Below are 23,534 nucleotides of genomic sequence, written 5' to 3' on the forward strand. Positions count from 1 at the left end.
AATTTTACGGCATTGAATTCTTGAAACAGGAAGAATCCTATACGTCTCAAGCCAGCTTTTTTGACGGCGATGAGATTCCTGAATATAATGCCGACAATCCAAAAGAATATAAGTTCAGCGGCAAACGTATTAAGCGCGGCTTGTATCGAACAAAGTCTGGCAAACTAATTAATGCTGATGTCAATGGCGCATTAAACATCTTAAAGAAAAGTAAAGCTGTAGACCTGAGTGTCTTATGCTCTAGCGGCGAAGTGGACACGCCTCAAAGAATAAGGATTGCTTGAAGCAGTCAAACTTCTTTGGAAGCCCCCACTTCAAATTTTCGCTAGAAAATTAAGTGGGGGTAGTTCACTGGTGATCAATAGACCGATCGAGTAGCTGCCGACAAAGGAGGCGACGGCGTCGATCGCCGAACGGCCCGGCGTTTTCCAAATCGGACGCATGATCGGCTGCATCCACACACCGACGAATTCAAGCAGCCCGTAGCCAACAAGAAGAGCGAGAAAAACCGAGCCAATCGGCACAAGCAAGCCGACGGAAACGACGAGCTTATCGTACAAAAACGGCCCCATATTCGGTTGAAACAGCCATGCCGGACCAATCCGAAACACAAGCATAACGGCCACGATCAATCCAAGTACTTTGAGAATGGAAAAAACAGCGGTGACCGCGTCTTTGTTCCACGTCTTACTATAGAACGGATAAACCGCTCCAAGGGCAATAACGATAAGCGCATAATACGGGACGAGTCCCGGAAACTGCGCGCGAATCCATGTCACAATATGATCGAGCAAAATTGACGATGTGCCGCCGATCGAAACCGGGACGAAAAATACGAAAATGCCGATGGCGCTAAAGACGAAAAACTTCCATGCCCCGCTTGCCGGCGTTGGTGTCGGCGTGGATGGCGCCATGGTTGGATTCGCTTTCATTTCTCTCCACCCCCATTGTTCTTCGTTACGCAAGACTGGTACAACCGGAAGCATCCCGCTTCCGGTCGCCAACCGCTTCAACGGAAGACCATTCCCCTTCAAGCGCGCACCTTTCCTCCCGCCACCACCACCTTCCCATCCTTGATCACCGTCTCCGCATGGTTGACGCCGTAATAGTACATGATTTGCACGTAGTTCGGGACGTTGAAAACGACCAAATCCGCTTTCTTGCCTGGTTCAAGGCTGCCGATCATATGGGCGCGGCCGATGGCGTGGGCGGCGTTGATTGTGGCGGCGGCAAGCGCCTCGGCCGGGGTCATGCGCATATGCAAGCAAGCAAGGCTCATGACAAGCGGCAGCGAGACGGTCGGCGACGAACCAGGGTTGCAGTCGGTCGCTAAGGCGACGGGAACGCCGGCGTCGATCAGACGGCGGGCGTCGGCGGCTTGGGTCATGAGGAAAAACGCCGTGCCTGGCAAGAGAACGCCGATGACGCCGCCATCGGCCATGCGGCGGATTCCTTCGTCCGACGCCCGAAGCAGGTGGTCGGCGGAGATGGCGCCGACTTCGGCTGCCAGTTCCGCCCCGCCATACGGCTCGATTTCATCGGCGTGGATTTTCGGCGTCAAGCCGTGCTCTTTGCCTGCTTCGAGGATGAGGCGCGCCTGGTCGGGGGTAAAGACGCCGCGCTCGCAAAAGACGTCGTTGAACTCGGCGAGCCCCCGCCGGCTCACTTCGGGAATCATCTCGTCGATGACAAGGCGGACGTATTCATCCGGATCGTGCTTCCACTCCGGCGGAACGGCATGAGCGCCAAGAAACGTGGAGACGATATCGACCGGGTGGGTGTCATCGAGACGCTTGGCGACTTCAAGCTGCTTGATTTCGTGCTCAAGGCTTAAACCATAGCCGCTTTTTGCTTCGACGGTCGTGACCCCATGAAGCAAAAACTGATCGAGCCGCCGCTTGCTTTCTTCATACAACATCTCTTCCGACGCCTCGCGCGTCGCTTTTGTCGTGGCATGAATGCCGCCGCCTGCGTTCATGATTTCCATGTACGTCGCTCCATGAAGGCGCATCGTCCATTCGTGTTCGCGGCTGCCGGCGTAAACGAGATGAGTATGAGGATCGACAAGCCCAGGCGTCACCGTTTTGCCCTTAGCGTCAATGACTTCCGCTTCGGCGAGCCGATCGGCAAATTGGCGGGCCAGTTCATCGTCCGCACCAACCGCCACGATCGTGCCGTTTTCGATCCAGACGCTGCCGTTTTCGATGATGCCTAGATCGCTCATCTTCTCCTTGACAAGCGGAGCCGCGGAGCTTCCCGCCAGCGTGACGAGCTGGCGGGCGCGGCGGACAAAAAGCGGGCGCATATGGATCCCCCTTTCTACTTGAGCATCGGCATATCGATGCCTTTTTCTTTCGCTGTCCGAATGGCGAGCTCATACCCAGCGTCGGCGTGGCGGACCACACCAAGCCCCGGGTCGGTCGTCAACACGCGCTCCAGCCGTTTTTCCGCCTCTTTTGTGCCGTCGGCGACAATGACCATGCCGGCGTGAATCGAGTAGCCCATGCCGACGCCGCCGCCGTGGTGAACCGACACCCAGCTTGCGCCGCCGACCGCATTCAACAGCGCGTTTAAAATCGGCCAGTCGGCGATGGCGTCGCTTCCGTCTTTCATTCCTTCCGTCTCCCGGTTCGGCGAAGCAACGGAGCCCGAATCCAAATGATCGCGGCCGATGACGATCGGCGCTTTCAGCTCGCCTTTGGCCACCATGTCGTTGATGATTTTCCCGAACTTCGCCCGCTCGCCGTAGCCGAGCCAACAAATGCGCGCCGGCAGCCCTTGGAATTGAATGCGTTTTTGCGCCATGCGAATCCAATGGCAAAGACGCTCATTGTCGCTGAATTCACGCAAAATGACTTCATCGGTTTTATAAATGTCTTCCGGGTCGCCGGATAATGCCACCCAGCGGAACGGCCCTTTTCCTTCGCAAAAGAGCGGACGGATGTAGGCCGGCACAAAACCCGGGAAGGAAAAGGCGTCGTCCACCCCTTCGTCTTTTGCCACTTGGCGGATGTTGTTGCCGTAATCAAACGTCACCGCCCCTTGCTTTTGCATCGCCAGCATCGCTCGAACATGCGCGGCGATCGACTGTTTTGCACGGGCGATGTACTGCTTCGGATCGCGCGCCCTGAGTTCGGCGGCCTCATCAAGCGTAAGGCCAGCCGGGATGTAGCCGTTTAACGGATCATGGGCGGACGTTTGATCGGTCAAGACGTCCGGAACAAAGCCCATTTCGACGAGACGCGGCAACACTTCAGCCGCATTGCCGATAAGGCCGATTGACAGCGCTTTTTTCTCTTCCTTCGCTCGTTTCGCCATCTCGAGCGCCGCCTCCAAGCTGTCGGTCATCGTGTCGAGATATTTCGTATCAAGGCGGCGCTGAATGCGGGCCGGATCGATTTCGATGGCGAGGCAGACGCCGCCATTCATCGTCACCGCGAGCGGCTGCGCCCCGCCCATGCCGCCAAGGCCGGCAGTCAGCGTGATCGTCCCGGCCAGCGTGCCGCCAAAGTGCTGGCGCGCCACTTCGGCAAACGTTTCATACGTCCCTTGGACGATCCCTTGGCTGCCGATGTAAATCCAGCTCCCGGCCGTCATTTGTCCGTACATGATCAACCCTTTTTTGTCAAGTTCGTGGAAATGGTCCCACGTCGCCCATGCGGGCACGAGGTTGGAGTTGGCGATCAGCACGCGAGGGGCGTCCGGATGCGTGCGAAACACCGCCACCGGCTTGCCGGATTGAATGAGCAACGTTTCATCGTTTTCTAAACGAAGAAGGGTGTCCACAATCGCCTCGTAACATTCCCAGTTGCGCGCCGCCTTGCCGATGCCGCCGTAGACGATCAACTCATCCGGCCGCTCGGCGACATCGGGATGCAAATTGTTGTTTAACATACGCAACGCCGCTTCTTGAATCCATCCTTTCGCCCGCCGCTCTGTTCCCGCGGGCGGGCTGACGGTCCGTTTTTCTGCCATCGTCATCCTCTCCTTTTTCCTCTTTGCTTTTTATTGTAAGGAAGCCAAGAGGATGGAGATAGATTCTCGTCTTTTCAAGATGATCCATTTTTTTTGAAATTTCTTTTTTCTTTTCGCTTCATCTATCCATTTCTTTTGATATATGTTCATTTCTTTTGAAAAAACCGCCTACCGCGGTGATGACGGTTTCAGCCGTTGTTCATCGCGGTAGGCGGTCGGCGTCTGGTTCAGTTCGGCTTTAAAGACGCGCATCAAATAATGGGCGGTGCGAAACCCGGTTTGTTCGGCGATTTCTTTAATCGACAAATCCGTCTGCCGAAGCAGCCGTTTCGCTTCCTCAAGCCGCCGGTTGGTCAGCCACTGGCGAAACGTCACGCCGCGCTTTTTCGACAACAAATGGCTGAAATACGCGGGGCTGCGCCCGGCGGCGGCCGCGACCCGCTCAAGCGTGAGCGACGGATCGCGAAAATGCGCCTCCATATAGCGGAGGCCGCGCTCCACGGCGTCGACGCGCGCGTCTTCCTCGGCCTGCTTGGCCTCATGGAACAATCGATATAAAAATAAAATCAATTCTTGAACGATGCGATACAAGACGGGATTGTACAAAATGTCTTGAAAAATGCGCATATACTCCCGCTCGGTTCCGCCGCGGTCAAGGCCGTATGTTTTCATAAACCGGCGGATTTGCGCCAAGATGCTCGTCAGCCGCGTCCGCACCATCTCCGGGCTCGGAAACGGCGGCTTCCAATGGGAGAATTCGCGCCGCAGCCATCGCTTCACCCCTTCATGGTCGAACCGCTCGAGCATCTCGATCCATTGCCGCTGCTCCTCCGGCGTCAAAAAGGGATCGAGCTCACGCCACTGTTCGTATTCCGAAGCGGGAGCGATCACCTGGCGATAGCCAATGAAAAACGTCGTCTCGAGCAGCCGGCGGGCCGCTTGGTATTGCCCGCGCACCGTTTTCCGACCATCAGGCGGCATCACGACAACCGCGAGCGGCTCATGATGCTCCTCTTCCCAATCGCGCAACAGCTTCCACGCCTCTTCTTTCCCGTCGCCCGGCAAATCGGGAAGCAGGCAAACCGCCATATGGGTGAGCGGCAATACGCGCGCCCGTCCGCGAAACGGATAGCTCGTTAAAAAGCGGATCACTTCTCGAGACAAGGCAGGCTGTTCCGCCTGCACAAGCCATACATGGGTGGAAGCTGCGGCGGGGTCATCGTAAAATAATGCGCGGTAGTCGTCATGGCCGTCAAAACCCGCTGTCAGGCTCGAGCGGCTGTTGGAGGAAAGCGAAACCGCCGTCCTCAACGCTTGTTTCAGCCTGGCGGGCTCAAGCGGCTTGACAAGCAAATCGACGCATTGCCAGTCGATGGCTTGTTTCGCCCGCGCAAACGTCGCCTCGGCCGTTGCGGCAATCACGCGTTGGCAAAACAAGCGGACGTGGGCGGTCGCCTGCGGCCATCGTTCATACGGAATCATGTCGAGTTCGACGTACAATAGCTCCGGCGCCTCCCGCTCCAAGACGGCCATCATCTCCTCGACCGTAGCCGCCGTATACACCCGCTCAATCGGCAAGGAATACGCGGACACGAGCCAGCGGATCGCTTCTCGTTCCTTGTCGTCCCGTTCGGCAATGACCAATTTCACGTTCTCACCGCCTTGGCTGCAAGCGTTGAAAATGAAGGAGCGCCTCCATGCAAAAGGCGGCCGCCAACGCCACCGTTTTTCCGCCTTCATCCAAGAGCGGATTGACTTCGCAAAGGTCGACGCTGATCGTTTTCGGATGGGAAACGATTCGGCGGATGAGCGCGCGCGCCAGAGACGGGGCGAGCCCAAACGGCGACGGCGCGCTCACCCCCGGCGCGGCGGCTGCACTGATGGCGTCCATGCAAATGGTGAGCATCACCGCATCATGATCGGCGGCAAATTTCTCAATTTGTTCATAGGCGGCCTCGATCGGCCCTGCGGTCAGCTCGTCTTCCAGCATGTAACGGCACCGATACGTCTCGGCGTCCGCAAACAGCGCCGCCGTGTTGCCGAGCCGCTGAATGCCAAGGCAGAAGTAGCTCACTTGATCGTCTTGATCCAATATTTGCCGAAACATCGTCCCGGATGTCGGCCCGTCATCGTACGGGCGCAAATCAAAATGGGCGTCAATGTTGAGGATGCCAAGGCGGGCTTCGGGCCCGAGCGCTTCGCGAACGCCCAAGTAATGGCCGTACGCCGTCTCATGGCCGCCGCCGATCACGATAGACGCCATCCCGTTTTTCAGCAGGCGGGCGACCGCCTTCCCAAGTTCAGTCTGGCTTTGTTCGAGCCGTTCATCGACGCAAACGACATCGCCTGCGTCATAGACAACGACCCCTTCCGGAAGATGCCAAGGCAGCCGGGCCAGCGCCGCTTTGACGGCGGCCGGCGCCTCTTTCGCCCCTTGGCGGCCTTGGTTGCGGCGCACTCCTTCGTCGCACGCAAACCCGATGAATGCCGCCGCTCGTTCCACCGTCTCCAATGGCTTGGACAAATCGAGCAGGCGAATGCGCTGATGAAGGCGAAACGCCTGCTCATCGCTCACGCTGTCAATCCGTCCCGTCCAACGGCCGGCGTCTGGCGGTTGATACATGAGACCATCTCCTTTCCATCATCCGCTGCTTGTTTCTTTCGCCACAGCTTTGCCGTTCTCCTCCCCATGCACGCGAAAAGAGGAAATCGCCGCCGTTTGGCGAATAAAAAACATGATTGACAACAGAAAGGGTGTTCCACATGAAGCCAATGACCAACTTGCACGCTGTCATCGCCGGTCAAAGCGCGCCGCCCCCATGCGACGAAACGCTCGGCGTCCGCCTGACGGAAGCCCGAGACGGCTATGCGAAAGGGGTATGGACGATCCATGAATCGCTCCTCAACGGCAACGGGGTGATCATGGGCGGGTTCGTCGGAGCGGCGGCGGACATTCTCATGGCGTATGCGGTGACGACCTTGCTTCGCGATGACCAAATGCACGCCTCCATCAACTTGCAGACGACGTTTCACCGCCCAGCGGCGGCTGGAGAAGCCGAAATCGAGGCGCGGGTGGAAAAGTTCGGGAAAACCGTCGCCTATGTAACCGCCATCGTGCGGCAAAACGGCAAAGAGGTGGCGAGCGCCACGTCGTCGGTGCTGATCATGGACAAACCGTGAAGGTGATGGATCTCCAAAAGGCGTTTTTGCGCATGCTCGTTCTCCTTGGATTCGACGAGTCCAAACAGCAGCTGCTGTTGTTGTTTTGAAACGCATGGAAAGCGATGATCAGAGGAATCCGAGAAAACCGGTGAAAAACGATGATGTTCGCCAAATCGGTGGTTTTGTTGAAAAAGGAGAACCAATTTCACAAGGTTTCCCCACTTGAGAAGAGGCGTTGTCGAGTTGCCTTTTTCATGACATCATCAGTCCTCAATGGCGAAACGAGGTGAGGCGCAGCCGTTTTCGACCAGTTGCCAAGCGCCGGAGAAAGCGCTGTCAAAAACAGCCGCTCTCCGGCGCCTTTCGTTGCTTGTTACCCACGGACAAACGTTTTCGGCATTACGACGGCGACGACTTGCCCGCGGGCGCACAGTTCGCCGTTGGCGAACACTCCGGTGTCCACTTTCCATTTTTTCGGATGAATCTCCATCACAGTGCCGACGGCGACAAGCGGCACTCCATGCAGCGTCGGCTTGACGAAATCGACGTGAAGCGACGCAGTGACAAAGCGCGGCGGCGTTTCCCCGCTCCCTGGTTCATGGCCGTTTTTCCGATGCAAGGCAAGCGCCGCTGAACCGGTGCCGTGGCAATCAATGAGCGAGGCGATCAGCCCGCCGTACACAAACCCTGGAATCGCCGTATGTTCCGGACGCGGCGTATACACCGTCACCGTTTTGTCGCCCCGCCACCCGGTGCGGAAATGGTGACCTTGTTCATTCAGACGCCCGCAGCCATAGCACCAAGCGAATTCATCAGGGTAGTCGTCTTGAATCGCGTGCACGATCATTTCTTCCACGTCATCCTCCCCCTCTCTTTTTCTAGTATACCATTGAATCGAGAAGACGACGACTCCTACATGGACGGTTGTTGTCTAGCGGCAGGCAAGGCCATACGAAGAAAAATGGAACGAAGCGCCAATCGCCAGACGGCAAATTCATAGGCGGCCCAAACAGCTGGCCGCCTAGCGTGACGCCATTTATCGAGCAGGCTCGTAAAACTCGATCCATTCGCCGTCGGGCCCGAGGAAGAACAAATATTTGGCCCCGTTCGGAAGTGTCGTTATTTCTTCCCACACAAGCGGCACACCGAGCGACTGAAGCCGTTCTTTCTCCTGCTCAATGCCTTCCACCGTAAACGCCACATGGTGCACTTTTCCTTCCGTCGGCAAATCCGGATTGTATCCTTCGATCAGCTCGACAATGATCGAGCCGCCAATCCCTAAAAACGCCAATTTCATCGTGCCGTTCGTATGAATCATTTCGTCGAGCAGCTCCAAGCCGACAACATTTTGATAAAACTCTTTCGATGCTTCGATGTCTTTCACTTGAATGCCGACATGTTCAAATTTTTTGACTGCCATTCGTCCCTCTTCCTTTCTATGACTCCATTAACCATACAGCTTGTAAATACGGCGTCATCTGCATCGGGAAAATCCCTTTTTTCCCAAGCTCTGTCCATATGTAGCGGTCAAGGGCGTACGGTCCGTCCGCCTTCCATTCGTCCGCCTCGCTGTCGGTCAACAACACTGAAAAGGTTGTCCCTTGCGCTTTCCCATACAAGTGGGTATATCCGCCCCCGCGGTCGACATGAACCGCCGCTTCAGGGTCAAACCGAATCAGCTCCGCCTGCACGCAGCGCATGACACAAACGGCGAACGCAGCGGCACGGAGATGAGCGGCCATGCAAGCGCGGAGCGAAACCGCCTCCTCCACTGTTTCTCCTTCACCCCCTATCGACAAAAACCCCTTTCGCCTCGGAATGATGCGAAAGGGGGCAACCGTTCTTATCATCCAAAGCGAGACCGCTTTGCGGGTGTTAGCACCTTGCCGGCGGCAGGTTGCTGTGGGGTCATCAAGCCCGTTCTCTCGCCCACTCTTGATAAGACGTATGCAATTTGTCTTCTATCTTATCATACATCATCAAAGGCAACAATCGTCATTGTTCGACTTCCGGTTGCTCGGACGTGACGCCGACATCTTTCCACGTCAGCTTCGAGCTCGGGTCAACCGTGAAGTTAGCGACGCGGTTGTTGACGGCATAAATGGCCGAACGATACAACGTCGGGATGACCGGCACTTCTTCGTTCATCAACTTTTGCCATTCACTGTAAATTTTCCGACGATATTCTTTGTCAAACGCCTGTTCGGAATGGCCTTTTTCCAACAGTTCATCGTTTTTCTCATTCACCCAGCGCGAGTAGTTGAACATGACGTTGCGGCCGTACAATCCGTACGGGTCGACGTCCGTTCCAGTTCCCCAAGCGGCGGCGTAGACATCCACTTTCGGATCGTCTTTTTCGACCATATCGTAGAAGGAGTTGAACTCCGCCAAGCGTCCGTCTACAAGCTGAACATCGAGGCCCACATCTTTCCAGGATTGCATATAAAATTTGGCCAGCGGTTCAGCGATGTCCCCACCGCTCATCGCCAAGAAGTTGATCTTGAATTTTTTACCGTTTGGATCTTCGCGGAGGCCATCGCCATCTACATCTTTATATCCCGCTTCATCCAGCAATTGTTTCGCTTTTTCCGGATTGTACGTATATCCTTTGATGGAGCTGTCATGATAGCCCGGGAACGACGGCGGAATGAGCGTGTTCGCCGGGAAGCGCAAGCCATGATACAGGCGGTCAGCCACCTCTTGGTTGTTGACGGCATACGCCATCGCTTGGCGCAGTTTTTTGTTTTGGAATTTCGGATTGTCCATTACGTTTTCCTGCTTTTTCGCATCCCAATGGCCGAGTTTAACGCTTGGCCGACGAAATTTATGCACAGCATCATCACTAAAATAAGCAATGACGCAGGCAACCAAACCCACCATTTGTTTTGCAAAACATCCGGGTTGGTCGCATAGCTGACCAACGTCCCTAAGCTCGGCGTGCTCTCCGGCAGCCCGAAGCCAAGATACGTGAGCCCGGACTCGATGCCGATGTTGCCCGCCAAATTTAACGTCAAATTGACGATAATGATCGAGCTGAGGTTGGGCAAAATTTGAAAAATAATGATTTTCCAATCTGGCGTGCCGAGCGTTTTTGACGCGCTGACATAATCCAGCTCGCGCTCGGCCAGCGTTTTGGCGCGGATCAGCCGGGCTTTGCCCGTCCACAAAAACGCGCTCATGATCAAAATGAACGTCAATACATTATATTTAGGCACAATGGCGACAAAAACAATAACGAGCATCAAAAACGGCAGAACGAGAATGAAATCGATGATGCGCATAATGACATTGTCAATCCAGCCGCCGAAATAGCCGGCCACAAGCCCCACCACAAGGCCGATCGCACCTGTGATTAGCGTAATCGCCAGGCCGATCGTAAAGTAATTGCGGGCTCCAATGATCAGCTGGCCGAACACATCGCGGCCGCCATAATCGGTGCCAAGCCAATGTTCCGCCGATGGCGGCGAATGAATGGCCAAAAAGTCTACCTTTACAATTTCCTCTACTCGACAAACAGAGGAGGGCGATGCTGTTTCATTTTTTCCGCCCCGTAACGTGCAAGCCAAAACGCAAAAACGCAGATGCCCATGACGAGACATCTGCGTTTTTCCATCATTTAAACGACCGCGCCGCTTGCACTGCTTTTTTCCATCCTTCATAGAGAGCGGTACGCTTGTCGTCATCCATCTTCGGCTCAAACCGGCGCTCGAGCTGCCATTGGGCGGCGATGTCATCTCGGCTGTTCCAGTAGCCGACCGCCAGCCCGGCCAAATACACCGCACCCAAGGCCGTCGTTTCATTCACAACCGGACGTTCGATCGGAACGGCAAGCAAATCGCTCTGGAATTGCATAAGGAAATTGTTTTTTACCGCCCCGCCGTCAACGCGCAACGTGGTCAGCGAGATGCCGGAATCGGCTTCCATGGCGGCGAGCACATCTTTTGTCTGGTAAGCGAGCGATTCCAAGGTGGCCCGGATGAAATGCTCTTTCGTTGTGCCGCGCGTGAGGCCAAACACCGCCCCGCGCACTTCGCTGTCCCAATACGGCGTGCCAAGCCCGACGAACGCTGGGACGACATACACCCCGTCGGTCGACTCGACTTTTTCGGCGTACGCTTCGCTGTCAGCCGCCGTTTTGATCATCCGCAAGCCGTCGCGCAGCCATTGAATGGCCGAACCGGCGACGAAAATGCTGCCTTCAAGGGCGTATTCAACCTTGCCGTCAATTCCCCAGGCGATCGTTGTGAGCAGCCCGTGTTTCGATTGCACCGCTTTTTCCCCCGTATTCATCAGCATAAAGCAGCCGGTGCCGTACGTATTTTTCGCCATCCCTTCCGTAAAGCACGCCTGGCCGAACAAAGCCGCCTGCTGGTCGCCCGCGGCGCCTGCGATCGGCACCTCCACGCCGAAGAAATGATACGGAACCGTTTTCGCGTATACTTCCGAGGACGGGCGCACCTCAGGAAGCATCGCCTTTGGCACGTTTAAAATCGCAAGCAGCTCGTCATCCCACTCGAGCGTATGAATGTTAAACATTAATGTGCGCGACGCGTTCGAGTAATCGGTTACATGGGCGCGGCCGCCGGACAGCTTCCAAATGAGCCACGTATCAATCGTGCCAAAGAGCAGCTCTCCTCGCTCCGCCCGTTCGCGCGCCCCCTCGACATGGTCCAAAATCCATTTCACTTTTGTCCCGGAAAAATAGGCGTCAATAAGCAAGCCGGTTTTTTCGCGGAATAGCGGGTCATACCCTTTCGCTTTCAGTTCATCGCAAATGCCGGCCGTCTGCCGCGACTGCCAGACGATGGCGTTGTAAATCGGGTTGCCGGTGTCTTTCTCCCACACCACCGTCGTCTCCCGCTGGTTCGTAATCCCGATCCCTGCCACTTGTTCCGGCTTCACTTGCGCCTCGGACAAGACGCTGGCAATGACCGCAAGCACCGATCCCCAAATTTCATTGGCGTTGTGCTCGACCCAGCCGGGCTGCGGAAAATATTGCGTAAACTCTTTTTGCGCCATATGGACGATTTCGCCCTTTTGATTGAACAAAATCGCGCGCGAACTCGTTGTGCCTTGGTCGATGGCTAAAATGTATTGATTCATGACATTCTTCCCCCTTCACCTTTATTTGCTTACAAACCCGGTACGCCAACTAGAGAGAACGGCGGCTTGCGGCGCTGGCTGTTTTTCCTTTTGCCATCTTCGCCGCCGCCAAAACGACTGCGGTTGCCGCCAGCACTCCCCATAATGCGCCTGTCGGTTTTCCCAAGAAAACGGCTTTATAGACCAAACTGCCTAACGCGCCGCCAAGCAGCGGTCCGACGATCGGCACCCACGCATACGCCCAATTCGATGACCCTTTCCCTGGGATTGGCAACAAAAAGTGGGCTAACCGAGGCCCAAAGTCGCGGGCCGGATTAATGGCGTATCCCGTCGTGCCGCCGAGCGACAGGCCGATCGCCACGATCAAAAAACCAACGACAAACGGATTAAGCCCATCGGCGAACTGGTTGGCGCCAATGGCCAAGATGGCCAACACCAACACAAACGTGCCGATGATCTCGCTAAGCAAGTTGGCAGCCGCATTCGGCACGGCCGGACCTGTCGCAAACACGCCAAGCTTGACGCCCGGGTCGTCCGTTTCTTTCCAATGCGGCCAATAGTGGAGGTAGACAATGACCGCTCCCATGACGGCCCCAAGCACTTGCGCCGCAATATAGCCCGGCACGTCTTTCCACGGAAAATCACCGGCGAGCGCCAACGCGACTGTCAGCGCTGGATTGAGATGGGCGCCGCTATACTGGCCGACAGCGTATACGGCCACGGCCACCGCCAACCCCCACCCCATCGTAATAACAATCCAGCCGGAGTTGGCCGCGTATGATTTTTTCAAGTTGACCCCGGCGCATACACCAGCGCCGAAAATGATGAGCAAGGCTGTGCCGATGAGCTCCCCTAAAAATGGCGACATTTGTTCTCTTCCCCCTTTTCTTCATTTCGTGATTTCTTCTTCCATTTCCTGTTTGTCCAGCCCCTCCGGAGGGTGAACTGTTGGGCGAAAAAGCAAAAACCCACACACTTCCCCGCTCATCAACGAGGAATATGTGTGGGTCTCCGCTTCTCCACCACAACGTTATTAACTTGCTTTTAGCATATCATCTGTTGAAAACGCTGTCAACCTATTTCTTCGACAAAATTTGCACATAATCGAAGTCGAGCGTATCGACCGCGTCTTCGATATGAAGGCGGGTGATGAACCGGTACGACCGGCCCGGGCGCGATGGCGGCAAGGTTTCCGGAATCGTGTAGGAAAACGGGATCTCCTTTTTCTCGCTCGGCTTGATCGAAAACGCTCCGGCCGCCGGAATGACGGCGACAATGGCATCCAGTTCCTTGCCGTTTTCGATTGTTTTTTGCACGAGCTCCACATCGAGCCGCTCGATCCTTTGTTCCACCGTTCCGCCGTAAATGTGGACGATCCCTTGAATCATTTCCCCCTGGCGCCATAACGATTTATTTAAGATCAAGTCGACGCGCGCCGACCCGACTCCGACTCTTGACATCATTTTGCGCAATAACACCGTAGTCACCTCTTTGTCTCTCTTGTCATATCATCATACGAAAAAACGAAGCCGCCTGTTTCAACGCGAGCCAAAAAATAAACAGACGATGCTGGCGCGGCACGTCTGCCCCTGGGAGAAACAGGGACGAATGCGGCTTGTTTTGTTACCGCTTACATTCGAGATTACCGCATTCGCCTTCCGCTGTCAATTGGTTATTCGTACACATTTTCGTTTTCGATAATGTAATCGATTCGAATGACCGGGACGTCCTGTTGCTCGACTTCCGCGACAATCAAGCCGACGCGGTCATTATAGATGCAAAACATATCCTGCCCTTTGCGAAACGCCGACTCTCCGTACGAAAGGACCATGTGGTAAATTTTATTGTCGCTGAAATAACGGCGGCTGACCCGGCTCCCTAACCGGACGATCACTTCTTTTCCCGCGATTTTTCCGCGGTACATCCGCTCTCCCCCTTTTTGTCGTTCCTATTCCAATGTATGGGCGTTGTGGCCCGCTCATGACTATTTTCTCCCCGGACGGCCTGTTTTCCTTTGCTGAACAGCATTTTTTCAGCGGGGGACACTTTTTTTCGGAAATTTCCTTTCTTTTGCTTGACGCGGCAGCTCCGAATAGTGTATAGTAAAGTCATCACATAACAGAATATATTTCAGGCATTCATCATGAGGACGCACCTTGGTTGGCTGTGAAGTATATTTTGTTATTTGATAAAAATCTTGAGGTTAGCCGAACAGGCTAAAGGTATTAGGAGGAATTCAGTATTATGCAACGTGGTAAAGTAAAATGGTTTAACAACGAAAAAGGCTACGGTTTCATCGAAGTGGAAGGCGGTTCGGACGTATTCGTTCACTTCACGGCGATCCAAGGTGAAGGGTTCAAAACGTTGGAAGAAGGCCAAGAAGTTTCGTTTGAAATCGTCCAAGGAAACCGCGGACCGCAAGCAGCGAACGTTGTCAAATTATAAGGCTTCGTTGACATAGACGAGAGAACGGGAGCGGAACGAGAGGCACCCTGCTTAAGCAGGGTGCCTTTTTCATTGCGATTTGCATAGATTCAACCAAGCGGCGAACAATAAAAAAAGGGAGGTGTTCATATGGCCAAACGCGATGCCGACGTACATACGGGATACAATGACTTAAAGCAAGTGGAAATGTTCGTCGAGACGGCGGAGAAAATGGTCGGTCAAGCGACGATGCAGCTCGACCCTGAGATGCTTCACCATGCCGAACAAGCGGTGAAAAACGCCCGCGACCAACTTGCGCGCGCCCGCCAAGAAGCAACGGGCGTCGACGGTGATTTTCTCGCCCGTTGCGAACAAACATTGGCCCGCGCCGAGCATCAGCTTCGCGAGGCGCAACAATAACCCCATCCGACAGAGCTTCGCTTGCGAAGCTCTTTTCACTGCGCCGAGCACAGAGGGGGGATAGACGGCGGCCGATGTGCGGCCGCTCCCGGACAGCGCCATGTCATGCGGCTTGGCATCGCGCCCGCAAACCGGCTTCCGTTCAGGCCTCCGCTATTGGCGCGGCCGCGGTGGGACGGAAAGCAGCTTCTCCCCGTACTGCCGCATTTGTTCCCCGACCGTGCATTGCTGGATGCAAAACGATTGGGCGTACGTTTTGCCGTACTCTTTCCGGAACGTGCTTTTTAAAAAGCAGCCATCGCAGTACGTTTCCTCCAGCCAAGCAATTTGGTCCAATATTTCTTTGCGTCGGTTCCGCTTCTTTCCCATACGACCTTACCCTTTCCCTGTCAATTCCGTTCGGCTTGTGATGATCTGCCCTTCAAGCGCCTGGCGGGCGAGCGAATCCGCCTCTTTATTTTGTTTGCGCGAAATCGGCTCGTACGCCGGTTCGATGTGAAGCTCGCGCATTTTCGCTTCAATGCGGTCAAGCCAGATGTTGAAATCGTCCTCAAAACACGGCCAATCGCCGGACAGCTGCTTTAACACGACGTGGGAGTCGCCGCGGAACGTCACCGGCAAATGATGGACGCCAAGTTCCTCGAGCAGCTGCATGACAAACCAAAACGCCGCATACTCTGCCTCATTATTGGATTTGATTTCGCCGAGCCGGCGGTTGGCGCGCAGCCGGTAGCGATGGTCGTTTTGCTTATAGTATACGACCGCGCCGGCGCCGCCTTGGGACGTCTCATGGTCAAAGCCGCCGTCGAAATACACAACGATCTCATGCGGCTCGCCGGCGATCTCCTCAAGCAGCTTTTGCAGCTCTTTTTTTGACCACACCGTGCCGTTTCGATCGACGAACTCCACTGTTTTCGTCCGCCCGGTTTTTTCAAAATCATCCGCCAAAGCGAGCGCCTTTTTGGCATCGACCCAATCGGAGACAAGAAACGCCTCTTGTTTTTTCGGCGTGATATACGTCCAGTGGATTTGTACGTCCAACGCATTGTCACCCTTCCGCGTGGCGATGATCGGAGCTGGTTTTTATTTTACCACACTTGCGCCCTTGTTCATTACCTAATATTATGCGCAATTTCTTCTTGTATCAACCATTTTGCCGCAGGCGCCCATCTTTTTTCCAAAATATCTATCTTTTTCGGCCTACTTGTGGTACACTAGCGGCTAGCACCCAAAATGAGATGGGGCGCAAGCATATGAAGAGGGAGGATTCGAATTGAAGCGTCAAACCATAGCCGATCTGAGTCTGCTAATGGCGACCTTCGTCTGGGGGACGACGTTTGTCGTCGTCCAAAACGCCATTTCCTTTTTGGAGCCGTTGTCGTTTAACGCTGTGCGCTTCAGCCTAGCCGGCTTGCTGCTGCTCGCCTGGGCTGTTGTCCGATCCCGCTCGCTGTTGTCCGACCTTTCATGGCGGGTCATCGGCGCCGGGGCGTGGATGGGGCTTTGGCTGTTTTGCGGCTACGCATTCCAAACGATCGGACTGTTGTATACCACTTCCTCGAAAGCCGGCTTTATTACCGGACTGAGCGTTGTGCTCGTGCCGCTCTTTTCCGTTTTCATTTTAAAGCAAAAGCCGACCGCCAACGCCGCCATTGGGGCAGCGCTCGCCGCCTTTGGCTTGTATTGGCTGACGGGCGGAGCCGAGTTGTCATTCAACCGCGGCGACTTGTTCGTCTTTTTTTGCGCTGTTTCGTTTGCCATGCACATTATTGTCACCGGCCGATATTCATCGCGTTATTCGACCGTGCTGCTGACGACAGTGCAAATTTTTACCGTTGCTGCGCTTTGTTTCCTTTTTGCCGTTTGGTTTGAAGATGCCGCCGACATGTGGAACATAGCCGTGCTTCGCCGTCCGGAAGTGTGGGGGGCGCTTGCCGTGACGTCGCTGTTGGCGACGACCGCCGCCTTTTTCATTCAGACGGCGGTGCAAAAATATACAACCCCCACCCGCGTCGCGCTCATTTTTGCCATGGAGCCGGTGTTTGCCGCCTTAACTGCCTATCTCTGGGCCGGCGAGCGGCTGTCGCCGTCTGCCTGGCTCGGCGGTGTGGCGATTTTCGCCGGCATGATTCTCTCGGAACTTCCGAGTGCGCGCTTATGGGGGAAACGGTGGCGGGAAAAACGGAACATCTCCTCCTAGCGGCGGCAGAAGCTGTCCCGCCTAAAAAGCGGGACAGCTTTTTTCTGCTAGGCGTCTCGCTTCCCGCTTATTCCGATCCGTGTACGCCTCGTCCTCTTCACCACTTAAAAGGTTCGCGCCGGCGGCGGCACGCCCAATGCGAAATTGCGCCAGTCGCCATTCCAAGGAGCGCGCCGCCGACGACTTCGATCGGTTGATGGCCAAGACGGGCGCGGAGCTGTTGCTGACGCTTTTTGTATACGTCCTGTTTTGGATCGTCTTCAAGCTTTTTTACCTCTTCGGCAAGCTCGTTCAGGCGCAAGGCTAGTTCGCCCGCCTGGCGCCGCACGCCTTGCGCATCATACATGACGATCAATCCGAACAACGCCGCCAGGGCAAAATCAATCGTTCTCACCCCCCGCTCCAAGGCGATAAATGTCGCCAACGACGAAACGCCGGCAGAGTGGGAGCTTGGCATTCCTCCTGTTTCGAAAAACAGTCGCCAATCCCAGTGGCCTGTCTCAAGCTGCTTGATCGGAATTTTTAAAAATTGTGCCAGTGCAATCGTCGCGAGCGCTGTTTTTAATCCTTTGTTCATCGTTCCTCTCTCCTTTGTCGGCCGTGCTTTGCTTATATTTTCACCCCGATCGGCCATACTATCCGAGTGGAGGTGAAAACGATGGCGAAAAACGGCGGCCGCAACCGCGGCACAAAGGCGCCGGGCGTCAATCCGCAAGGCTTCGGCCAGGACGGAACGCTCACACCGGATCCGAAAAGCAGGCTTGAAAACGCCGCCAAAAAGCTGAACACAAAATAAAGCAGGCTTCCGCATCGGGAAGCCTGCTTCTTTATTGCCGTCATTGTTTTACTTTCGCCAGTTTTTCGCGCAACACCATTTGCAAAATGCCGCCGTGGCGGTAGTAGTCGATTTCGACTTCGCTGTCAAAGCGGACGATGACCTCAAATTCTTTCTTTTCACCCGTATCCGGGTTCGTCGCCGTCACTTTGACGAGGTCGCGCGGTTTGACGTTTTCATCAATGTGGACTTCGAACACTTCTTTGCCGGTCAAACCAAGCGTTTCGGCGTTTTCGCCTTCTTTGAACTGCAACGGCAAGACGCCCATCAAGACGAGGTTCGAGCGGTGGATGCGCTCAAAGCTTTCGGCGATGACCGTTTTGATGCCGAGCAAGAACGTCCCTTTCGCCGCCCAGTCGCGCGAGCTGCCCATGCCGTAGTCTTTGCCGGCGATGACGACAAGCCCGGTGCCGTCTTGTTTGTATCTCATGCACGCATCGTACATCGACATCACTTCGCCGGTCGGCCAGTACGTCGTATAGCCGCCTTCCGTGCCCGGCGCGATTTGGTTGCGGATGCGGATGTTGGCGAACGTGCCGCGCATCATCACTTCGTGGTTGCCGCGCCGCGAACCGTACGAGTTGAAATCTTTCGGCTCGACGCCTTTCGAGATCAAATATTGGCCTGCCGGTGTGTTCTTGCCGATCGACCCTGCTGGCGAGATGTGGTCAGTCGTGACCGAGTCGCCGAACTTGCCGACGACGCGCAAGCCGGTGAGCGGTTCGACTTTGCGCACTTCCGGCGACAAGCCTTCAAAGAACGGCGGATTTTGAATGTACGTCGAGTTTTCATCCCATTGGTACAGCGGCTCATCCGTCGTTTCGATGGCGTTCCAGCGCGGATTGCCGTCGAACACGCGCTCATATTCTTTGCGGAACAGTTCCGGATCGACCGCTTGCTTGACGACATTCTTCACTTCTTCCATCGACGGCCAAATGTCGCGGAAATAGACGTCGTTGCCGTCTTTGTCTTTGCCAATCGGCTCGTTCAACAAGTCAATGTCGACCGTGCCGGCGAGCGCATAGGCGACAACAAGCGGCGGCGATGCCAAATAGTTGCCTTTGACAAGCGGGTGGATGCGGCCTTCAAAGTTCCGGTTGCCGGACAGGACGCTTGTCACGAGCAGATCGCTTTCCGTGAGCGCTTTTTCGAGCTCCGGCGCAAGCGGACCTGAGTTGCCGATGCATGTCGTGCAGCCGTAGCCGACGAGGTGGAAGCCGAGCTGCTCAAGATACGGAAGCAACCCCGAGTCACGCAAGTAGCCGGTGACGACTTTCGAGCCCGGCGCGAGCGACGTTTTCACGTATTTCGGCACTTGCAAGCCTTTTTCGACCGCTTTTTTCGCCACTAAGCCGGCGGCGACGAGAACGTACGGGTTCGACGTGTTCGTACAGCTTGTGATCGCCGCGATGACGACAGCGCCCGTTTTTAATTTCACTTGTTCGCCGTTCAGCTCGACCGTAATTTCCCGCTCCAAGTCCGCTTCCGTCAAGCCAAAGCCTTGGTTGCCTTGCGGCGCTTTCACCGCGTCGCGGAACGACTGTTTCATTTTCGAGAGCGGGATCAAGTCTTGCGGCCGTTTCGGGCCAGACAAGTTCGTTTCAATTTCCGACAAGTTGATTTCCACAACATCCGTAAACACCGGCTCCGGTGCATCCGGCGTGTAGAACAAACCGTTCGCTTTGCAATACGCTTCGACGACTTGAACGTGATGTTCGTCGCGGCCGGTCAAGCGCAAGTAGTCAAGCGCTTCGGCGTCAACCGGGAAGAAGCCGCACGTCGCCCCGTATTCCGGCGCCATGTTGGCGATCGTCGCCCGGTCGGCAAGCGGCAAAGTCGCCACTCCTGGTCCGAAAAATTCAACGAATTTGCCGACGACGCCTTTTTTCCGCAGCACTTGCGTCACCTTAAGCGCCAGGTCAGTCGCCGTCGCTCCGTCCGGCAGCTTGCCTGTCAAACGGACGCCGATGACTTCCGGAACCGGGAAATACGACGGCTGGCCGAGCATGCCGGCTTCCGCTTCAATACCGCCGACTCCCCAACCGAGGACGCCGAGGCCGTTGATCATCGTCGTATGCGAGTCCGTGCCGACAAGCGTATCCGGGAACGCCTCGTATTCGCCGTTTTCTCCTTCGACCGCGTGCACGACGCTTGCCAAATATTCCAAGTTTACTTGGTGGACAATTCCGGTCGCCGGCGGAACGGCGCGATAGTTGTCAAACGCTTTTTGCGCCCATTTCAAAAATTTGTACCGTTCGGCGTTCCGTTTGAATTCCAAATCCATGTTGTACTCTAGCGCATCGTCCGACCCGTAGCGGTCGACTTGCACCGAGTGGTCGATGACGAGATCGACCGGAATTTCCGGGTTGATTTCGTACGGGTCGCCGCCTAGATCCGCCATCGCTTTGCGCATCGAAGCCAAATCAACGACAGCCGGCACGCCCGTGAAGTCTTGCAAAATGACGCGCGACGGCTTAAACGGCACGTCGATGTCCTTCATCTCGGGCGTTCCCCATTTGGCCAAGTTTTCGACGTGCTCTTTCGTAATGACGCGCCCGTCGACTTGGCGGAGCACCGATTCAAGCAACACTTTGATCGAGTACGGCAGGCGGCTCACCTGGCCGATGCCCGCTTCTTCAAGCGCTTGCAAACGGTAATAATTGTATTTTTTACCGTTGACTTCGAATGAAGAGCGGGCGTTGAACACATCTTGTTTCGCCATATGTATAACCCCCTTCACTTCACAATAATACTATACTATTTTTCCGCGCGAAAGTCGAAAAAATAGCACGAATTCTCCCAATCCCCATAAAGTTCGGCACGACTTTATCTTATTATAGAACAGAACGAGTTGTAAATAATGTTTTTCAACGAGCCGCCATCTTATTTCCTTGCTGCGGCAAAAAAAGAATAAGGCGGCCGTTTCGTCGCAAACTAGAAGCGGAGGTGAACAAAACATGGGCAAACGGAAAGCGAACCACGTCATCCCCGGCATGAACGCTGCAAAAGCGCAAGGGATGGGCGCCGGCTACAATGAAGAATTTTCCAACGAACCGTTGACCGAAGCGCAGCGGCAAAACAACAAAAAACGAAAAAAGAACCAATAGCGTGGCGGCCATTCCGCCATCCCGGACTGCCATAGCGTCAACTACCCCCACTTCGCGAACGCTTGAAGTGGGGGCTTGCAACTCCCCAGAAGTGCAAACGGACTTCGTCCTCCTTCCTTGACTTGGGGTTGCATCAGGGGGCAGGTTGACGACTACCCAACGACGCAGGTCATGCCTGCATCGTTACCGATTCTCTCGGTGTGTCTGTTGGCAGTACTTGGCTTCCACACACAACAGACGGACCTACGCTCGATGTTTTACGGTTACAACGTTTCCTGTAACCAACTCCATACATCGAGTAGCCGTGATTGGAGTGCCTTTATTGAACGGTTTTCTCCACGCCTTTATTATATCATACACAAAAGAAAGGGGGGAACGCGCATTCCTCTCCCACTTACTCCCTTTGGTCGTTGAAGTGGGAGTCTCCTGCGCGAAATAGGATGAAAAAAGGGAATGTCCGCCGCCGGCATTCCCTTACTCGTTTTCATTGACTTCGTCAACGATCGCCTGCAAATCGCTGCGGAATTTTTCGAGCTGCACGCGCTGCGTTTCCGAGGCAACTTCGAGCGCGTTTTCAATTTGGGCGAACGCCTCGTTTACTTCTTGCCGAAGATGGGCCAGCTGGTGGCCGTAGTCGGCTTGATCACGCACCAAGTGATCGTGCCATTCTTTCGCTTCCATCGTCGCCTTTTGCGCTGCTTGAAACGCCTCTTGCTTCGTTTTATGGTAAACCATGGCTCGTCCCTCCTTCGCAGTCATTGCGGTCGTTCACTACTTATCGTTTCAAACCAGGCGCAAATTATGCGCCGAATAAGCGAAAGCACAACGCCGCATGCTAACGGACAAAGGAGGGACAACAAATGACGAACAAAAACGACGGCAAAGATATGCGCAAAAACGCCCCAAAAGGCGACAATCCTGGGCAGCCGGAGCCGCTTGACGGTTCGAAAAAAGTGAAGAACCGCAATCACACGCGGCAAAAGCACAACACAAGCCACGATATGTGACGCAAACAAGCGGAGTTTTCCTTCTCCGTTCAGCCGAGACCGGCGGCAGCCGGGAGGGCTGAACGGCTGGCGCCCTTATGTTCACATAATAAAATTATTGTAAAATCAACAAAGCGGGCGGTCGCTAGAACAGCCCGTTGCCGCCCGCCTTGGGTTCATTCCCGTTGAAGCGAATCATCCTCACCCGGTCAACAAGCCGGCCGACGACAATTATGATTCGGTTGTTTGCCGCTTGAACGCTTCATACAGCTCCACGAATTCAGCGGCTAAATCCTTGACCGTGATCGCCGTCATTAAATGATCTTGGGCATGCACCATCAGAAGCGTCACCACCGGCTGCCCGCCGCTCGCTTCTTGTTGCAGCAGCTCGGTCTGCAACCTATGGGCCGCCTGCAGTTCCGCTCCCGCCTGTTCAAGCAGCCTGCGCGCCTCGGCAAATTCCCCTTTTTTCGCCGCCGTAATCGCCTCCATTGCATAACTGCGGCCGTTTCCGCCATGAAGAATCAGTTGGAATACAGTTTGTTCATACGTTTGCATAACGCCATCTCCTATAGTTGATAGAATTCACGGTACGTAATTAACTGGACACCACGCTCTGCGATCTCCTTAGAGAGCGCTGGATCGGTCAGTACAGCCAACTCCTCGATCCGCTGCCGGCAATAAGAGCTTCCCGCAGCAAGAGGGGCGTCCATATAGGCCGGATGGCACATCACTTCTGCCGTCTGCCCGTCGCCAATCCGGTCGATGAGCGTCAAAAAATGGTCCTTTGTCAATCCATCCCCGTAAAAGTCGGGAAAAAAGACATCGACGGTTGCCAGCCGGTGCGGCCGTGTCGTCCGCACCGGACGGATCGGCAGCCGATAGCGTTCAGCCAATTGTTCCACAACCGGAAACACATTCGGGTGCTCATGGACGTGATGATGGCTGTCGATATGCGTTGGAGAGAGCCCAAGCGAGAAAAACCGCTCGAGTTGGGCAGCAAGCTCCCGCTCGATATCGCTGCGCCTAGCGCCAGCAAGCGCCTCTCCACGCCTAGGAAACTCCCCGTTCTCGTTCACAAGCGACGGAACATCGGCCAGCGGCCGGCCGCACGTCAGCACAAAATGAATGCCGACGCCGAGTTCCGGATGTTCCTTCGCCAATCGGGCGGCGTGTTCTGCCGCTGGCATGTTGGCCATCAGCGTCGCCGACGTGACGACACCATGTTGAAACGCTTCCAAAATTCCGTAGTTGACCCCTTTCGAGTAACCGAAATCATCGGCGTTGACTATGCAATAGCGCGGCATTTCGTTCCTCTCCTT

General features: G+C 55.2%; 26 protein-coding genes, 3 pseudogenes and 1 riboswitch. Of the genes and pseudogenes, 8 read left to right on the forward strand and 21 right to left on the reverse strand.

Annotated elements, in window-relative coordinates; all coding sequences use genetic code 11:
* On the forward strand, window positions 1–284 hold a 284-nt coding region (locus CD000_RS08600), incomplete at its 5' end, for a zinc ribbon domain-containing protein (RefSeq protein ID WP_233130419.1).
* A 60-nt stretch (window positions 285–344) separates the two neighbouring features.
* Here the strand turns inward: CD000_RS08600 and CD000_RS08605 are convergent.
* From CD000_RS08605 to hutG, 5 genes and pseudogenes are all read right to left on the reverse strand, one after another.
* A pseudogene (locus tag CD000_RS08605) lies at window positions 345–932 on the reverse strand (YjiH family protein); the annotation flags it as partial.
* Window positions 933–1,030: 98 nt separating this feature from the next.
* The gene (gene hutI, locus CD000_RS08610) at window positions 1,031–2,305 is read right to left on the reverse strand and encodes an imidazolonepropionase (protein WP_096225457.1); all 1,275 of its coding nucleotides are present in this window, start codon (window positions 2,303–2,305) and stop codon (window positions 1,031–1,033) included.
* A 14-nt stretch (window positions 2,306–2,319) separates the two neighbouring features.
* The gene (gene hutU / locus CD000_RS08615) at window positions 2,320–3,975 is read right to left on the reverse strand and encodes a urocanate hydratase (RefSeq protein ID WP_198962496.1); all 1,656 of its coding nucleotides are present in this window, start codon (window positions 3,973–3,975) and stop codon (window positions 2,320–2,322) included.
* Window positions 3,976–4,143: 168 nt separating this feature from the next.
* Window positions 4,144–5,625, reverse strand: coding sequence for a helix-turn-helix domain-containing protein (locus CD000_RS08620; RefSeq protein WP_096225459.1), 1,482 nt, complete (start codon window positions 5,623–5,625; stop codon window positions 4,144–4,146).
* 4 nt (window positions 5,626–5,629) lie between these two features.
* The gene (gene hutG / locus CD000_RS08625) at window positions 5,630–6,598 is read right to left on the reverse strand and encodes a formimidoylglutamase (protein ID WP_096225460.1); all 969 of its coding nucleotides are present in this window, start codon (window positions 6,596–6,598) and stop codon (window positions 5,630–5,632) included.
* 140 nt (window positions 6,599–6,738) lie between these two features.
* On the opposite strand from hutG, the gene CD000_RS08630 reads away from it, so the two are divergent.
* Window positions 6,739–7,155: a PaaI family thioesterase gene (locus CD000_RS08630; RefSeq protein WP_096225461.1), complete on the forward strand. Its 417-nt coding sequence runs from the start codon at window positions 6,739–6,741 to the stop codon at window positions 7,153–7,155.
* Between the two features lie 355 nt (window positions 7,156–7,510).
* Here CD000_RS08630 and CD000_RS08635 read toward each other — a convergent pair whose 3' ends face one another.
* The 9 genes and pseudogenes from CD000_RS08635 to CD000_RS08675 all read right to left on the reverse strand — a co-directional run bounded on the left by CD000_RS08635 (window position 7,511) and on the right by CD000_RS08675 (window position 14,164).
* Window positions 7,511–7,993, reverse strand: coding sequence for a PaaI family thioesterase (locus tag CD000_RS08635; RefSeq protein ID WP_096225462.1), 483 nt, complete (start codon window positions 7,991–7,993; stop codon window positions 7,511–7,513).
* 180 nt (window positions 7,994–8,173) lie between these two features.
* Window positions 8,174–8,557, reverse strand: a complete 384-nt coding sequence (locus CD000_RS08640) for a VOC family protein (RefSeq protein ID WP_014195529.1) — start codon at window positions 8,555–8,557, stop codon at window positions 8,174–8,176.
* A gap of 16 nt (window positions 8,558–8,573) precedes the next feature.
* A complete protein-coding gene (locus CD000_RS08645; RefSeq protein ID WP_096225463.1) occupies window positions 8,574–8,909 on the reverse strand; it encodes a hypothetical protein in 336 nt (111 codons plus the stop codon).
* 68 nt (window positions 8,910–8,977) lie between these two features.
* Window positions 8,978–9,082, reverse strand: a riboswitch (SAM riboswitch).
* Window positions 9,083–9,132: 50 nt separating this feature from the next.
* Window positions 9,133–9,942, reverse strand: a pseudogene (locus tag CD000_RS08650) (ABC transporter substrate-binding protein); the annotation flags it as partial.
* Window positions 9,903–10,640 (reverse strand): annotated as a pseudogene (locus tag CD000_RS08655) (ABC transporter permease); the annotation flags it as partial. The pseudogenes CD000_RS08650 and CD000_RS08655, both read right to left, overlap by 40 nt.
* A 109-nt stretch (window positions 10,641–10,749) precedes the next feature.
* Window positions 10,750–12,240, reverse strand: coding sequence for a glycerol kinase GlpK (gene glpK, locus CD000_RS08660; RefSeq protein WP_096225464.1), 1,491 nt, complete (start codon window positions 12,238–12,240; stop codon window positions 10,750–10,752).
* Window positions 12,241–12,289: 49 nt separating this feature from the next.
* A complete protein-coding gene (locus CD000_RS08665) occupies window positions 12,290–13,108 on the reverse strand; it encodes an MIP/aquaporin family protein (protein WP_096225465.1) in 819 nt (272 codons plus the stop codon).
* 208 nt (window positions 13,109–13,316) lie between these two features.
* On the reverse strand, window positions 13,317–13,718 hold the full coding sequence (locus CD000_RS08670) for a sporulation protein (protein ID WP_096225466.1): 402 nt from the start codon (window positions 13,716–13,718) through the stop codon (window positions 13,317–13,319).
* A gap of 194 nt (window positions 13,719–13,912) precedes the next feature.
* Window positions 13,913–14,164 carry a hypothetical protein gene (locus CD000_RS08675; RefSeq protein ID WP_014195521.1) on the reverse strand — a complete coding sequence of 84 codons (252 nt, stop codon included), beginning with the start codon at window positions 14,162–14,164 and terminating at the stop codon, window positions 13,913–13,915.
* Between the two features lie 320 nt (window positions 14,165–14,484).
* Here CD000_RS08675 and cspD point away from each other — a divergent pair, with 320 nt between their 5' ends.
* Window positions 14,485–14,685 carry a cold-shock protein CspD gene (cspD, locus tag CD000_RS08680; protein ID WP_003251474.1) on the forward strand — a complete coding sequence of 67 codons (201 nt, stop codon included), beginning with the start codon at window positions 14,485–14,487 and terminating at the stop codon, window positions 14,683–14,685.
* 129 nt (window positions 14,686–14,814) lie between these two features.
* A complete protein-coding gene (locus CD000_RS08685; RefSeq protein ID WP_096225467.1) occupies window positions 14,815–15,084 on the forward strand; it encodes a DUF2564 family protein in 270 nt (89 codons plus the stop codon).
* A gap of 153 nt (window positions 15,085–15,237) precedes the next feature.
* On the opposite strand, the gene CD000_RS08690 is transcribed toward CD000_RS08685, so the two are convergent.
* Both CD000_RS08690 and CD000_RS08695 read right to left on the reverse strand, forming a co-directional pair.
* Window positions 15,238–15,453, reverse strand: a complete 216-nt coding sequence (locus CD000_RS08690; RefSeq protein WP_020756082.1) for a zinc-finger domain-containing protein — start codon at window positions 15,451–15,453, stop codon at window positions 15,238–15,240.
* A gap of 6 nt (window positions 15,454–15,459) precedes the next feature.
* On the reverse strand, window positions 15,460–16,125 hold the full coding sequence (locus tag CD000_RS08695) for a ribonuclease H family protein (RefSeq protein WP_011230849.1): 666 nt from the start codon (window positions 16,123–16,125) through the stop codon (window positions 15,460–15,462).
* A 232-nt stretch (window positions 16,126–16,357) separates the two neighbouring features.
* Between CD000_RS08695 and CD000_RS08700 the strand changes: the two genes are divergently transcribed.
* On the forward strand, window positions 16,358–17,284 hold the full coding sequence (locus CD000_RS08700; protein WP_096225468.1) for a DMT family transporter: 927 nt from the start codon (window positions 16,358–16,360) through the stop codon (window positions 17,282–17,284).
* Between the two features lie 97 nt (window positions 17,285–17,381).
* On the opposite strand, the gene CD000_RS08705 is transcribed toward CD000_RS08700, so the two are convergent.
* The gene (locus tag CD000_RS08705; protein ID WP_096225469.1) at window positions 17,382–17,861 is read right to left on the reverse strand and encodes a divergent PAP2 family protein; all 480 of its coding nucleotides are present in this window, start codon (window positions 17,859–17,861) and stop codon (window positions 17,382–17,384) included.
* A gap of 81 nt (window positions 17,862–17,942) precedes the next feature.
* Here CD000_RS08705 and sspL point away from each other — a divergent pair, with 81 nt between their 5' ends.
* Window positions 17,943–18,080: a small, acid-soluble spore protein L gene (gene sspL / locus CD000_RS08710; protein WP_096225470.1), complete on the forward strand. Its 138-nt coding sequence runs from the start codon at window positions 17,943–17,945 to the stop codon at window positions 18,078–18,080.
* A gap of 40 nt (window positions 18,081–18,120) precedes the next feature.
* Here the strand turns inward: sspL and acnA are convergent, their stop codons facing one another.
* The gene (gene acnA, locus CD000_RS08715; RefSeq protein WP_096225471.1) at window positions 18,121–20,841 is read right to left on the reverse strand and encodes an aconitate hydratase AcnA; all 2,721 of its coding nucleotides are present in this window, start codon (window positions 20,839–20,841) and stop codon (window positions 18,121–18,123) included.
* Window positions 20,842–21,076: 235 nt separating this feature from the next.
* On the opposite strand from acnA, the gene sspO reads away from it, so the two are divergent.
* Window positions 21,077–21,226, forward strand: a complete 150-nt coding sequence (gene sspO / locus CD000_RS08720; protein WP_020959472.1) for a small acid-soluble spore protein O — start codon at window positions 21,077–21,079, stop codon at window positions 21,224–21,226.
* 474 nt (window positions 21,227–21,700) lie between these two features.
* On the opposite strand, the gene CD000_RS08730 is transcribed toward sspO, so the two are convergent.
* Entirely contained in the window at window positions 21,701–21,961 is a 261-nt protein-coding gene (locus CD000_RS08730; protein WP_011230844.1) for a hypothetical protein, read from the reverse strand.
* A 125-nt stretch (window positions 21,962–22,086) separates the two neighbouring features.
* Here CD000_RS08730 and CD000_RS08735 point away from each other — a divergent pair, with 125 nt between their 5' ends.
* The gene (locus CD000_RS08735; RefSeq protein ID WP_011230843.1) at window positions 22,087–22,233 is read left to right on the forward strand and encodes a small acid-soluble spore protein P; all 147 of its coding nucleotides are present in this window, start codon (window positions 22,087–22,089) and stop codon (window positions 22,231–22,233) included.
* 210 nt (window positions 22,234–22,443) lie between these two features.
* Here the strand turns inward: CD000_RS08735 and CD000_RS08740 are convergent, their stop codons facing one another.
* Complete coding sequence (locus CD000_RS08740; protein WP_096225472.1) at window positions 22,444–22,770, reverse strand: PTS sugar transporter subunit IIA; 327 nt, start codon at window positions 22,768–22,770, stop codon at window positions 22,444–22,446.
* Between the two features lie 11 nt (window positions 22,771–22,781).
* Window positions 22,782–23,519 carry a chitin disaccharide deacetylase gene (chbG, locus tag CD000_RS08745; RefSeq protein ID WP_062898544.1) on the reverse strand — a complete coding sequence of 246 codons (738 nt, stop codon included), beginning with the start codon at window positions 23,517–23,519 and terminating at the stop codon, window positions 22,782–22,784.
* Window positions 23,520–23,534 lie beyond the last annotated feature (15 nt).

The sequence above is a fragment of the Geobacillus sp. FJAT-46040 genome (assembly GCF_002335725.1).
GTDB lineage: Bacteria > Bacillota > Bacilli > Bacillales > Anoxybacillaceae > Geobacillus > Geobacillus thermoleovorans.